At 32.3% G+C, this 13,216-nt stretch carries 13 protein-coding genes; 3 read left to right on the top strand and 10 right to left on the bottom strand.

Features of this window, described 5'->3' with window-relative positions; translation table 11 throughout:
- Position 1: 1 nt before the first annotated feature.
- The gene (locus tag MSI_RS14070; protein WP_009106614.1) at positions 2 to 742 is read left to right on the top strand and encodes a PHP domain-containing protein; all 741 of its coding nucleotides are present in this window, start codon (positions 2 to 4) and stop codon (positions 740 to 742) included.
- Positions 739 to 1,167, top strand: coding sequence for an alternative ribosome rescue aminoacyl-tRNA hydrolase ArfB (arfB, locus tag MSI_RS10290; RefSeq protein WP_009106616.1), 429 nt, complete (start codon positions 739 to 741; stop codon positions 1,165 to 1,167). Before MSI_RS14070 ends, arfB begins: the two co-directional genes overlap by 4 nt.
- 1 nt (position 1,168) lies before the next feature.
- Here arfB and MSI_RS10295 read toward each other — a convergent pair whose 3' ends face one another.
- Positions 1,169 to 1,612, bottom strand: a complete 444-nt coding sequence (locus MSI_RS10295; RefSeq protein ID WP_009106618.1) for a peptidyl-tRNA hydrolase — start codon at positions 1,610 to 1,612, stop codon at positions 1,169 to 1,171.
- A 40-nt stretch (positions 1,613 to 1,652) separates the two neighbouring features.
- Complete coding sequence (locus MSI_RS10300) at positions 1,653 to 2,411, bottom strand: hypothetical protein (protein ID WP_009106620.1); 759 nt, start codon at positions 2,409 to 2,411, stop codon at positions 1,653 to 1,655.
- A 189-nt stretch (positions 2,412 to 2,600) separates the two neighbouring features.
- Between MSI_RS10300 and MSI_RS10305 the strand changes: the two genes are divergently transcribed.
- A complete protein-coding gene (locus MSI_RS10305) occupies positions 2,601 to 3,125 on the top strand; it encodes an O-acetyl-ADP-ribose deacetylase (protein WP_369759196.1) in 525 nt (174 codons plus the stop codon).
- 464 nt (positions 3,126 to 3,589) lie between these two features.
- Here the strand turns inward: MSI_RS10305 and MSI_RS15020 are convergent, their stop codons facing one another.
- From MSI_RS15020 to MSI_RS10350, 8 genes are all read right to left on the bottom strand, one after another.
- On the bottom strand, positions 3,590 to 3,826 hold the full coding sequence (locus MSI_RS15020; RefSeq protein ID WP_009106624.1) for a hypothetical protein: 237 nt from the start codon (positions 3,824 to 3,826) through the stop codon (positions 3,590 to 3,592).
- A 420-nt stretch (positions 3,827 to 4,246) separates the two neighbouring features.
- Positions 4,247 to 5,671 carry a P-loop NTPase fold protein gene (locus MSI_RS10320; RefSeq protein WP_009106626.1) on the bottom strand — a complete coding sequence of 475 codons (1,425 nt, stop codon included), beginning with the start codon at positions 5,669 to 5,671 and terminating at the stop codon, positions 4,247 to 4,249.
- A 9-nt stretch (positions 5,672 to 5,680) separates the two neighbouring features.
- Entirely contained in the window at positions 5,681 to 8,794 is a 3,114-nt protein-coding gene (locus MSI_RS10325; RefSeq protein ID WP_009106629.1) for a type I restriction endonuclease subunit R, read from the bottom strand.
- A gap of 167 nt (positions 8,795 to 8,961) precedes the next feature.
- The gene (locus tag MSI_RS10330) at positions 8,962 to 9,897 is read right to left on the bottom strand and encodes an Abi family protein (protein WP_009106633.1); all 936 of its coding nucleotides are present in this window, start codon (positions 9,895 to 9,897) and stop codon (positions 8,962 to 8,964) included.
- A gap of 79 nt (positions 9,898 to 9,976) precedes the next feature.
- On the bottom strand, positions 9,977 to 10,177 hold the full coding sequence (rhuM, locus tag MSI_RS10335; RefSeq protein WP_039924692.1) for a RhuM family protein: 201 nt from the start codon (positions 10,175 to 10,177) through the stop codon (positions 9,977 to 9,979).
- A 96-nt stretch (positions 10,178 to 10,273) separates the two neighbouring features.
- Positions 10,274 to 11,518, bottom strand: coding sequence for a hypothetical protein (locus MSI_RS10340; protein WP_009106636.1), 1,245 nt, complete (start codon positions 11,516 to 11,518; stop codon positions 10,274 to 10,276).
- Positions 11,519 to 11,752: 234 nt separating this feature from the next.
- The gene (locus MSI_RS10345; RefSeq protein ID WP_009106638.1) at positions 11,753 to 12,796 is read right to left on the bottom strand and encodes a PIN domain-containing protein; all 1,044 of its coding nucleotides are present in this window, start codon (positions 12,794 to 12,796) and stop codon (positions 11,753 to 11,755) included.
- Positions 12,797 to 12,801: 5 nt separating this feature from the next.
- Positions 12,802 to 13,134 carry a hypothetical protein gene (locus tag MSI_RS10350; RefSeq protein ID WP_192807757.1) on the bottom strand — a complete coding sequence of 111 codons (333 nt, stop codon included), beginning with the start codon at positions 13,132 to 13,134 and terminating at the stop codon, positions 12,802 to 12,804.
- Between the last annotated feature and the right edge of the window lie 82 nt (positions 13,135 to 13,216).

Below are 13,216 nucleotides of genomic sequence, written 5' to 3' on the forward strand. Positions count from 1 at the left end.
TATGAAACATATTTTTCATGTACACACATATAGATGTAAACATGCTTCTGAAGAACTTGATGAAGAATATATCAAAATGGCTTTGTCTTTTGGAGCAGAAAAAATAACTTTTACGGATCACTGTCCATTTCCTGAAAATCCATTTAAAAACAGAATGGATATGGAACAGCTTTCTGAATATATTGATTCATTAAATCATTTGAAGGAAAAATATCAGGAGCAAATAAAAATTGAAATAGGACTTGAAGTTGAATTTTTACCTTCAATGATCAAGTTCTATGAAGAGTTAAAACACTTAAATCTTAATCCTCTGATAATCGGTCAGCATTTCTATCAGCATCCAGACGGATCTTTCAGTTTTGATGATGAAGATAAATCTGATGAATTTATTGGATGTTGTAATGCAATGATTGAAGGAATGAAAACGGGTTTATTTAATACCGTTGCTCATCCAGACAGATTCTTCAGACGTTGTAAAAGATGGACAGCTGAGATGACAGATATTTCAAATGAACTGATTGCAACTGCTGCTCAAAACAATATTATGCTTGAGAAGAATCTTGCATCTTATGAAAAATTAGTTGAGAAATCAAATTATATTTATTGGCGAAATGAGTTTTGGAATTTGGTTGATCAGTACAATTGTGCCACCTCAAAACCTGTAAATACTATAATAGGTTTTGATGCCCATTCAACAGATCAAATGATAAAGCGAATGGATTATGTAAAATTGATAAAATGACTACAATAGAAACAATGAACCGTGCAAAGCTGCATGAATCCATAATCAATAATTCTCAAATGACTTTTGCCCGCAGCGGAGGTAACGGTGGCCAGAATGTAAATAAGGTGAATACCAAAGTTCATCTGGTTGTTCCAGTTACTTCTCTGGGCGGCCTTAATGATGCAGAGCTTGCTCATCTTCGTATAAAACTTGCAGCTATCATCAATAAAGAAGATTGTCTTTTTCTTGATGTAGATGATGAGCGTTACCAGGAACGCAATCGTGAAATTGCAATTACCCGTTTGGAAAACAGAATTGTTCAGGCCCTGGTAATTCCTAAAAAGCGTATTAAAACAAAGCCGACTCGTGCCAGCAAGGAACGAAAATTAAAGATGAAGAAAATCCGCAGCGAAATTAAAAAGAACAGGGGAAAGATCTGGTAATTTAATCCTTGTACAACTGAAACTTTTTACTGATGATATGTGCAACATCATCCTGCAGAGGCTTAAACCATATTCCCACAGTGCAGCGGCCTTCGCCATTTTCATCAACCCATTCGGGAGTAAGCTCTGTAAGGCAGGCATCGTTTATCATTCCAAAATCTTGATTTTCGACCAGTCCCAATTCCAACGCCATATCACGAGCTTGAAGCAGTTTATTCAGATTTCTTGCCTCGCAGATTGTCTTTGTGATACGACCATTCAAATAATCGTTATATATTTCACGGTCCAGGTCAAAAGAGACATGGACTGTTCCGTTCTGGTCTGTAAGATTCTTACGAATAAGCCAGATCCAATATCCTTCTGCACAATGCGCAACCATTGCACCAAGTTTCCCAGCAGAGAGTTGCAAATCTTTTCTGATAATAAATAATCTTCGCATTCCCATAGTTCTATTTTAGTATTTTTCTCCAATCAAATTAAGATTTTTAATATCTTTCCGTCTCAAAATATTCTTTAACAGCTTTTTCTAATTCAATTTTTGATTGAGCACGAATTTGTTTATGAGTGACATCACGTTCCCATTTGCAATAGCGGCTGGTTTTATAGCCTTCATAGTGCCAGAGTTCGCATTCTCTTTTGTAATTAAGCCAGTTATTAAGTTTTTTCTTTTCAGATAGAGCTTGGCCATCAGGAATATAAAGGCGATTCCAGAAAAGTTTTTCTTCATATTCACGAACATAAGTTTTTGGGATATCAGGATGATAAATGTAAACGGGATTTCCTCTTTTATCATATTCCTTAAATACCTGAATGAAATATTGCTTTGCAGAGGCGCTCAGTTTTTCAAAATCTTTTTCACATATATCCAGAAGTTTGAGGTGGCCTTTCTTAAAAACTTTGTTTTGAAAATACTCTTTTTCAAACTCGTCCTTTTCATAGCAATCCCAATAATGAAGGTGATTTCTGAATTCGCATCGATAACTCTTTAAATTGCACAATCTGAATGGCTTATTAGAAAAGCGAAACCATGAAGTAGCAGCTTCGACTGCTTCTGTAAGACCGTCATCGCGGTTTTTCATTGAATCAACTGGAACAAGCTTGATTTTATAACCAATAAGCATTTTAGGAATTTCAATATAATTATCTTCATCATCTTTACGATTTGATAATTCATTTCTTTTCTTATCGATAGCAAGTAAATGTTTATAATATGCAAGTCGTTCTTTACTTTTTGTAGGACGCATATATAAAAGGGTAGCACTGATTTTGGTAGAAATCTGTAAACTGTTAATTTAAAAATGTGCTATAATAAAATCATCGGGGCTGTAGCTCACCTGGCTAGAGCGCTACAATTTGTTGATGGATATTTATTAAAAAATAGTCCACTGGACTGTTTTTTTAATAAATTACAATTATATAAGGATTCAAGTCCGATCAGCTCCACTATGGGAAAAATCAAAATTATCAAAGGCGACATTACAACGCTGGCTTGTGATGCAATCGTAAATGCTGCAAATTCAAGTCTTCTTGGTGGCGGCGGTGTTGACGGTGCAATTCATTACGCTGCCGGTCCAGAACTTCTTGCAGAATGCCGTACCCTTCACGGCTGCAGAACTGGCGAAGCAAAAATCACAAAAGGATATAAACTTCCGTCCCGATTTGTAATTCACACTGTTGGTCCGGTTTATTTTGAACATACTCCCGTAGAGGCAGAAGAGTTTCTGACTTCCTGTTATGAAAACTCTTTGAATCTTGCAAAGGAAAACGGGCTTAAGACTATTGCTTTTCCACTGATTTCTGCCGGTGTTTACGGCTACCCGCAAAAGGATGCTATTAAGGTCGCAGTAGAGACGATGAAATCTCATCAGAATGATTTTGATGAGATTACTCTGGTGCTGTTTGGAGTTCGGGAGTTTGGAATTGCAGAAGATGACTATCCTGAGTTTGTAGAAAATTAAAAGCGTTTAGAAGTATTTAATTTCCTGTTTTTATTCGGATTATCATAGAATTTGTGTCATTTTCTGGTGCACATCAATTTTGTTACCGTATAAATATAAATATGTTAGTGCATAACGATCGTTATGCGCTAACATAAAAGGCAATATGCGATAACATAATTTCCATTATGTTACCGCATAATTTTCATTTTGCGTACGCAAAATGATCTGCGCTGATATGTACCTAATTAATGCACAAAAATCTCGAAGAGGTTAGCAAGATTTTACCTTCCCTTCTAGAAAAAAATATCAAAGTCTTTCTAAATTTTTCTGAACCTGGACTAGATCCATCCCGAAACTGGACCAGATTTACACTGAAACTGGTCCAGTTTTACGGTGAACCTCATGAAGTTTCAAATAATTTCCAAGTAATAAAAGGTAAATTTCTTTAAGACCTACATTAAAAACTACAATCTACAGCAAGACTATTTTCCGCCTGTACTATTTCCAATCTCAAGCGCAGGCTTATCTTTTGCATTTAATGAAGAAATTGCTTTTAGGCCGGTTTCTTTCTCATAGTTTTCTCGTGCGGAGTTTGCAACTTTTCCGCCTCGAACAGCTACTTTTTTGTTCTCTTCAAAACCTTCTGGCTTTTCCTGTTTTGAAATTGAAGTTGCGGTAACTTCGGCAAGCATGTTCAAAACCAGTTCAATATTTGTCATGTTATCGCGAAGATTTTCTTTTCATTTGTTAGAATTGCATAATCTTTTTCTTTTTCAATTCCGCGGGCTTTCCATTCATCAGTAAGTTCTTTGCGTATTTTTCCATCTGCAGCCTTGAAGCTTCAACTGGTTACAATTTGTCACCAGTTCACTACCTTCTTCAGATAAACGTTGTTTTAACTTGTTCCAATACTTTCTTGCGGTTGTATAATCAGGACTATCTGCTAAAATCCAACAAACATCTACTACTGAAAAATACCAGTCTTCTTCCTCATCATTTTAAACAGTGCGAACATTTTTATTTTCAAATACTTTGATTTTGTTTTCCATGTTTAATTCCTTCTAGGTCTTTTTTACTATAAAAGCTGCATTTAAAAGAGTCATTAAACCATTAATTTAATGGAGATAAAATCTTCAGTTTTATTTTTTAATAAGCATATCCATAATTTCATCATATTTTTTCAGGAACACTTTATCTTCCGCAATCCATCCCCAAAGTCCATTTTGTAATGGATCAAAAAATTTCGTTTCTTGTTTATAAAAAAAAGCCATTAAATAGGTTTTTGTATCTGTAATTTCAAATGCAAATCTCTGATGATTTTGAGAATCACTATAATTTACCGAAGATGAAAGTAATTCACCTAGATTATCATTCAGAATTTTATTTTCTGTTTTTTCGGGATTTTTTGAACCATTAGTCCAACGATAAAAATTTAATTGATATCTGTTATCATGTATTTCTAACATGCATGTTGCTGGAGTTTTATAAACATATCTACAGATACAAGAAATAATTTCATAAATCAAGATTGCATATGTCATTTGTTCTTCTTTATATTCATTGCAACTTTTAAGAGTTAATTTATGGCATAATGAAACTTGCTTAAATATCTTTTCTTGTAAACGACGTTCTACACCATCCATTAATTTAGAGATAAAATCTGTCAAATAACTTTCATCTAATCTTATTAATTCTTGATCAAAATTATTTGGTCTAATATAGGGCTTAAACCCATTTTCTAATCCATTTAAAACTTCTAAGTGTTTTTTCAACTCTCCTTTTGGTAAAGGAATTATAATATCAACAAATTTCTGAAGATATTTTTCAGCAAATTGTTCTTGCCATGCATTTATGTTTTCTTTTTCCGAAAATGTTTTACCAAATACATTAGAAATGCTTTCTGCAAGATTTTTCTTATTGATTGATAAAATCTGAATAACAGGCATATCATTACAAATGTGATGAAGTCTTTCCAAAACTTTTATTGCATATTCGGGTAGGCAGCGGTCAACTTCATCAATAATAAGAATAATATTCTGCTCTTTTGAAAGTTTTTTTATAACATCCTTTATTTGTCTTAAGGCATTTTCCAAAGGGAGCATATTATTAAAATCAGATTTTGTAAGTTTTGCATCGCTAATTGCTTTTCCAGAATCTTTTACAGATTCAATAATATCATTTGGATTTACTTTCCATTTTTTTTCAACAATGGTTCCTACGACTTTTGACAGTGCTTTTATAGATGTTGTTATAACTTTAGTTGCAGAATCTTTTTCTTTTACTCCTGTTTTCTGTTTTATAAGGCATTCAATCATTATAGAAAGAATTGCAACAAGCGGCTCATCATAAAAATCATTTTCCCAGGCGTTGTAGTGGAATATTAAGTATTTATTGTCCGGTTCTTCTAAAAGTTGTTCTTCAAGATGCTGTAAAATCCAAGTCTTACCAGACCCCCATACTCCATCAATTGCAAATGAATAGCCATTTGAATTATTTTTCTGATTTTGAATTATTGATTTGAGAAAGTCTAGAAATGGTTGTCGTGAAAGATAATCCTGAGTCACTGTATTTTCCTACTCAGCATATTTCTTAAAGTTCTCAGCCTGTTCAAAAACTTCGTTGTAAACTTCATTTCTAGGAACAGGTGGATAACCATTATCATCAAGAAGAATCATTAAATCAGCTTCCATTTCTGCCTTAACATCAATTCTCTGATCCCAGTCAGTGTATCGAGTTTTATCATCAACAAGGGCTTTTACTTTCTTCGCAAGAACTTTCATCTTATCGTCAGAATATTGATCTTCAAAATGGAACTTCTTTGCACAGCTTACAAGAATATCGTAGAAAGCCTTTTCTTCAAAACTGATTCCAAGTTCTTTGAACTTTTCTTTATCTACTTTTATATCGTTGAGCAAATCATTCAATTGTTTTGTAACTTCATCAAGAACCTGAGCTGTAAAATCATCAAGATGACGATTGTTATATGCTTCTACAAGTTTCTTCATTCGCTCAGAAAATTCCATTGCTTTAATCTTGTTTGTCTTTTTATAGTCAGTAATGACTTGCTGTAAAAGCTGCTGAAGGATTTTGATTTTTGTATTAGGCAATTGGATGGCGTTAATCTTTTCAAGATATTCTGGAGTAAAAATATCAAAGTTGATATTTTTTCCAACCTGAAACAGTTCTTCAACTCCATCTGACTTAATAGCTTCACTAATCATCTGAGCAACATGATGATTCATTGTTGTAATATCAGGAGCATCGCCCTTTGTAAGTTTGAATAAGATAGAACGTATTGCAACATAGAAATTGATTTTATCTTTTTCACTTTTTGAGATTTTCTCACTTGAAGAACAAAGATTAAATGCTTTCTTCATTCTTCGTACAGCTTCCATAAATCTCTTTTCAAGTTCTTCAGTTGTCTGCACAAACTCGACTGCACGATTCAAACATTCAAGCTGTTTAAGTGGGCTTCCATTGTAATAATCAGAAGTATCAAATTCATTAAACATTGCATCCAGAATACTTATCTGGTCTTTTACAATAACTACAGCTTTGTCTGTATCTTCAAACTCCTCGTTTTCGTCACCGGTATATTTCTTCAAAGCTTCATTCATTGCACGCTTAATACCGATGTAGTCTACAATCAAGCCTTTCTCTTTTCCTTTATAAGTTCTGTTTACACGGCTGATTGTCTGAATAAGAGTATGCTTTTGAAGTGGTTTATAAATGTAAATTGTGTCGAGAGAAGGTACGTCAAACCCTGTAATCCACATATCAACAACAATCGCAATCTTAAAGTTTGATTTGATGTTCTTAAACTGACGGTCAAGTTCTTTACGGTAATCATGATTTCCAAGAAGTTCAAAAAGACCTTTTGTATCTTTTGCTTTGTTCTCAGTCATTACCATTTTAATTTTTTCTATTGGCTTGTAATCTTTGTCACTGAAGTCTTTTTTTTCATTCCATTTAGGTCGTAGTTCAACAATCTTCTGCCAGAGTTTGTAAGCAATCTCGCGATTTGAGCAGACGAACATGGCTTTACCTTCAACTGTTGCACCTTCGTGTACACGAGTTTCATAATGATCAATAAAGTCCTGTGCAACAGCAGCAACTACATCATCGTCACCAATAATGGCATCCAAGTTTGCGACTGCTTTTTTACTTGCGGCAATCTGAGCTTCATTTGCACCTTCGTCTTCACACTGCTGGTAATATTCTTCAATTTCACGAACTTTCTTCTGATCAAGAATTACTTTTGCAGCACGACCTTCATAAACAAGATTGACTGTAATTCCATCAGCGACAGATTCTTTCATTGTGTATGCTTCAACAACATCACCGAATACCTGTGCCATATCGTCAATCGGAGTTCCTGTAAATCCAACATAAGTTGCATTAGGAAGTGAATCATGCAGATACTTTGCAAAGCCGTATTTATGTTCAACGCCTTTATCTGTAATTACAGTTTTTTCTTCAAGATTATTCTGACTGCGGTGGGCTTCATCACTTATACAGATAATGTTAGACCGGTCAGAAAGAAGCTTTATGTCTTCACAGAATTTCTGAATTGTTGTAAGGAAAACACCGCCGCTTTTTCTTCCTTCAAGCTTTGATTTCAAAAGAGCTCGGCTTTCAATACATTCAACAGTTTCATCACCAATATAATTTTTACTTTCCAAAAAGATTTTACTAAGCTGGTCGTCCAAATCTGTACGGTCTGTAATAACAACAATAGTCGGGCTTGAAAGTTCCTGAGAGCGCATAAGCAAACGGCTTAAGAAAACCATTGTGTAGCTTTTACCACAGCCTGTTGCACCGAAGTAAATACCGCCCTTTCCGTTTCCATTCGGACGAATTGCAGAACCAATACTTTTATACAAGGATTCGGTAGCAAAAAACTGAGGATATCGGCAGACAATTTTTACTTCTTTATCACTAGAATCTGGGAAGTAAACAAAGTCCTTTATAACTTTTACAAGCCGGTCTTTACGGAAGAGACCTTTTACCATTGTAATAAGTGAGCTGATACCATCGCTATCTTTATCTGTGCTTTCAACTTTACGCCAGGCATAAAAGAATTCATAAGGACTGAACAGCGAACCAAGCTTATTATTTACGCCATCACTGATTACGACAAAAGCATTGTATTTGAAAAGTTCTGGAATATCGCGGCGATAGCGGACAGTCAACTGTTTGTAGGCATCTTCAATTGTAGTGTTTTCCTTGATTGCCGATTTGAATTCTAGAACGACAAGAGGAAGACCATTTACATAAACAATTCCATCTGGAATACGAAGCTGTTCTCGTCCTTGAATTTCTACCTGATTTACAATTTCAAAAAAGTTCCTTTCTGGTTCCTCAAAATCAATAAGCTGGATAAAAAGGTCTTTCTTTGACTTATCTTCACGCCGGATTGTAAAGCCGTTGCATATTAAATCCAGCATCCGATTGTTTGCATCATAGTCAGATCCGCTGATGTTTTTGAGTTGTGTAATGATTGCGGCAATTTCGCTTTCGGCCAGGAACTCAGCGGCATATCGGTGGCGCAAAAAGGTTGCAAGCAAATCTGGCAGAAGTACATCAGTCTTTTCACGATGAATATCCCGTCCTGTCTGGTGGCTATATCCTTCGTTTTCAAACAGTTCAATTATTGAAAGTTCAAGACTGTGCTCTGTAAATTGCATTTTGAAATCCTCTAAACAATTAGATAATGATTATTATATCATAGGAAATTGATGAGGACAAAAAAAACGGAATGAATCTGTATCGTAAAACGGCGGGATTCATTCCTTATAGGACAAGAGAATGTCCAAGTTCAATAAATATAATATATAACAAGTTTCTTGTGATGTCAAAGTGTTTTTTTGTATTCTTTATAGAATGTATAAAGAAAAACATAAAAGGCTATAATTTCTTTATTTGATTTATAATATGAAGCATGCTTTTTACATCTTCTTAAGAAAGACTCAAATTCCTTTAATCTCTTTTTTAAGACAAGTTGTGTTTTATCCAAAAATTTAAAAACCATCAAAATATCTAAAAAATCTTGCATAACAGGATTCATAAGATAATGTTTTAGTTTCTTTGAATTTATAAATGGCAAAGTTCGTTTAATTGAATCTCTTAAAGAATAGTTAATTTTTGATTCATCAAAATATTCAGTAAGTCTATTAAGTATGCAAGAATTATGAGCTGCTGCGTTTCTCATTATTCTGATAGACCACAAATATGCTGAAATATTTCCACTTATAGGAAATCGAGAATTATAATAATCATAAAATTTCGTAAGTTCTCCAAAAGAAATTATTTCTACAAAAACCCAAATAGGTAGATCTCCAATATTATGCTGAATTAAAGACGATGAATACCCTGTGTTATTTGAATGAGATTCTATATTCTGTTTAATTTCAGCATTTTCATCAAGAAAATCTGCAACAACTTTATAACCATCGTCTTTTACATTTCTCTGAGATTCCGCCAGTAACTGTACTTTTATAAAATGTTCAATATCAATTGTCATTTTAAAAACTAATTCTCTGAAGCGCATATCAAGACGAGCTAAATCTTGCAAATACGAGAAATCAAGTCCTATATATTTTCCTTTGACAATATTTTTAGGATAGTCTTTTGCGTATGATTTGAATTTAAAATAATAAGTATTTTCAAGAAGATATTGTTTAGCTTCTTCATCAGAAATGTATTTTAAAGTAATACCTTTTGCTTTCATGTCCAAAAGGATTTCATCAATTGAAAGCTTTTTCTTTTTATGTACAAGTTGCTCACCCATATGACAATACTATCATAAAATAGAGTGTTTTTCTATATTGTATTACTTGTCAATAGAAGGTATCCCTTAAATTAATTTACTATAACTGCCATGTATATAATCCGATAAGCAAATCTTTTCTTGTTGCCCACTGACGGAACAGAGTCGTAATCTTTGACTTTATGCGGTAACCTAGGGATATAATCATATCAAGATTATAAAAAAGAATTTCTCGGCTTACATTTTGATTATCTTCATTTTGAACCTGTCGGAATTTCCGACAAGTTGGTGAAATTATCATGAGGGAGAAGTCTCTCCCTCGCTCCAACCGCCTGCGGCGTTTTTCGCTACCCTCTCTGCGGGGGACACCCCAGCAACGCCCCTAATGCAGATGGTTTTAATAAGCATCTTTTTTTAACTGTTCTTCAGCTTCAATTATGTTATTTGGCATTTCTTCTGAGAAGTCTTTTATTGTATTTGGATATTTTTCACTATAATAATCTTTGAAAATTTGTTCTTCTCTGAATTCCTTAAATATTGGCCATGACATTAAATCAATTTGGTCTAATTGTGTATCTTGTGTTTTTAATATATCAATTGCCTCAGAAAATTTTCTTTCCAATACTTTTTTGCATAATATAAATTGAGGTGTGCATAAACTCCAATCTTGAGAATCCAATAACTTTTTACTTTGTTCTTCTTGTTTTAACCATAAAAGGCATTGAGCTTTATTCATAACTATCATTAATTTATTTAATGAAGTCTTAAATGGTTTGAAGCATGCTAAACAGAAATCTAAGATTTTAAGTGCTAAGTTATAATTTTCTTCGGCAATAAAACCATATGCAATTTGATTTGTTACACTTTCAGTTTTCTCTATTTCTGACTCAATTGTTTTTCGCCATAAAATTACAATTAGTTTTATTCCGATTTCCATAATGCAATCAGCTGCTTCGGAAAAATAAGTAGGTTCGACTTCTAAAACATCTCCAATTTTAACATCTGGATTGATTCCAAATCTATTACAATTTGATAAATATGATTCATTAACAATTCCATTGTTATGTGTAAAGAGATTCCGTCGTTCTGTGATTTCTATAAATTTTGAAATAAGTTCTTTATCCTCATGTAACTTAATACTTAATTTATTTTCGAACCATTTCAATTGTACATCATGCGATTCTCTCAATATTGTTTCTATTTCTTTAGCAATTATAGATTCTTTAGCCTCATCCATAGATTTAAATTCTGCCAATTGTTTAAATGTTAATGTTTTTTCCGAACCATTTAGAATGTCAGGTTTATTTGTTAGCACTAATCTTACTAAACTACCAATTAATGCATCATATTGACATAGTAAGGTAACTATAAACATCCTCGGGAAAATACTACATGCTACTGTAAATTTATTTATCTCTTTCTTTTTCTCTAAATGCAATGTATATACAGAATCTGGAATTTCATACGAAAAATCATTTTCTGATTTCTTCTCAACAATTTTACAGTTTGTTTTTATAAATTCTTTTATTTCTTTATCTTTATCATCTAATACTTTTACATTGCAAAGTTGTGCAATAAGCATTGTTTCTTTTAGAGCTTGAATTTCTGTAGACCAATTTTTTAAGAGTTCTTCAAATGTCATCTTTTCATCTACCTTTTTGATAATTGTTTTATATTTAGAAGTTTTTTTATTTCAACTTCATTTAAATTTTGATTTCCTTTTATAGAGTTTTTTTTTAATTAAAACTTTCTAATAAATCAGATTGTGGGATTTTTAAGAAGTATTCATCTAATAATGGTGTATTTGCTTGAGGTTGCGCATAAACACCTGCATTCATTTTAATAAAATCTAAAAACTCACTAATTACTATGCTCCTTAAAATGGAATATCTTCAGGAAAACTACTTACATCATAATTTTGATTTACAGTCTCTTTTACCACTTTAAGAAACTGTGGCAAAAGTTGTTTATAATTCTTTTTAATTTTATCATAAAGAGAATTTAATGCTTCAATATTTTCTCTAGAAATGTAATATTGTTCCTTAAAAATATAAAGATTAGTAAATAAATCACCAAAAACAAATTGAGTAGCAAACAGTTCTCTAAACAAAAACTTCGAAAGATTTTCAAACATGCTTTCAATTTGATTTATTTCTAGATATTCATTTAATTTAAATAAAGGAAAACTTCTATATCCATCAACATCTGAATCATATGAATACCCAGTACAAACATTTTTTAGAGTTCTTTGGATTTCTTGACGTAATTCATTTAATTCTTCAGAGGTTATATTTTTTAGTTCTGTAGTTTTTACTTCAATATCTTTTTTTTCAACAATCATTTGATTAAGAAAATCATTACTTTTTATTTCTATATTCAACTGTGTCTTTTCATTAAACTCTAGTTGAAGCGCTTCTGTATTTTCTGTAAACCCATGATCATTAGATACAAAAGTAACAGACTCAAAATTTGTATTTTTTGAAAAGTATTCTATTAAAGAAAGCCACAAGATGGTATCTTTGAAACCTTTATCACTAGATCTAGCAATAAAAGGGGCTGTTTTTTTGTAAACTCGATCAATTATTTCTGCATATGTTTCTTCAGATTTTGAAAATGGAATTATTTTATTTGGAAAAAGATGAATATAATTGTTTTGAACACCAGCCTTTGTTGTACCGAATGCATCATCAAACTCTTTTATAAATTCTAGCTTTGCAAATGATTGTATTTCGGTAGCAAGTGTTCTCGCTTTGTCATATTTTGCTTTTAAATCTAAATATTGTTGAGAAATTCTTTCATCAATAGAAAGTTGAGTAACAAAAACCTCATAAGTTTTACTTAATTTTTCAACAACATCAGTTAAGTCTTTAGAATGTTCGATTATAAAATTAGTATCAAAAATCAGTGCTTGTTTATTCATTAAGTTTACCTCCTTAAAATATCTTGAATAAATGGAAGAATACATGCATTATTCATTAAATTATGTTGAATTTCTATTTGTTTCCTTTCATATAATTGATTAAAAACTAAGTTACACTTGGGCATTGATGCAGAAAACATATCTTTAACACATAAAGACATTGCCCAATCATGTATTGGTATTGTAAATTTTATATTTTCAGCACCAAGAATACATTGTAACTTTGAATAATGTGATAAAATCCATTCACTTTCGGGTAACCACTCTTTTCTTTCAGTAAATTTTATTTGTGTATTTTTGTAAAAATGTAAAAAAATACTTGTACAGTAATCTATCATTTGTAAAAAACTATTTTCAGTACTTTTTTCAAAACAGATATCTAAATTCTCCAAAGAAGAATGTTTTTTTTATTATGTCTTC

The organism is Treponema sp. JC4 (genome assembly GCF_000260795.1).
GTDB lineage: Bacteria > Spirochaetota > Spirochaetia > Treponematales > Treponemataceae > Treponema_D.

Bases quoted from the DNA above. Each gene is read 5' to 3' on its own strand.
- MSI_RS10350 (WP_192807757.1), bottom strand. From the start codon at position 13,134: ATGATAGATTACTGTACAAGTATTTTTTTACATTTTTACAAAAATACA.
- MSI_RS10330 (WP_009106633.1), bottom strand. From the start codon at position 9,897: ATGGGTGAGCAACTTGTACATAAAAAGAAAAAGCTTTCAATTGATGAA.
- MSI_RS10325 (WP_009106629.1), bottom strand. From the start codon at position 8,794: ATGCAATTTACAGAGCACAGTCTTGAACTTTCAATAATTGAACTGTTT.
- MSI_RS10300 (WP_009106620.1), bottom strand. From the start codon at position 2,411: ATGCGTCCTACAAAAAGTAAAGAACGACTTGCATATTATAAACATTTA.
- arfB (WP_009106616.1), top strand. From the start codon at position 739: ATGACTACAATAGAAACAATGAACCGTGCAAAGCTGCATGAATCCATA.
- MSI_RS10345 (WP_009106638.1), bottom strand. From the start codon at position 12,796: ATGAATAAACAAGCACTGATTTTTGATACTAATTTTATAATCGAACAT.
- MSI_RS15020 (WP_009106624.1), bottom strand. From the start codon at position 3,826: ATGACAAATATTGAACTGGTTTTGAACATGCTTGCCGAAGTTACCGCA.
- rhuM (WP_039924692.1), bottom strand. From the start codon at position 10,177: ATGATAATTTCACCAACTTGTCGGAAATTCCGACAGGTTCAAAATGAA.
- MSI_RS14070 (WP_009106614.1), top strand. From the start codon at position 2: ATGAAACATATTTTTCATGTACACACATATAGATGTAAACATGCTTCT.
- MSI_RS10295 (WP_009106618.1), bottom strand. From the start codon at position 1,612: ATGGGAATGCGAAGATTATTTATTATCAGAAAAGATTTGCAACTCTCT.
- MSI_RS10340 (WP_009106636.1), bottom strand. From the start codon at position 11,518: ATGACATTTGAAGAACTCTTAAAAAATTGGTCTACAGAAATTCAAGCT.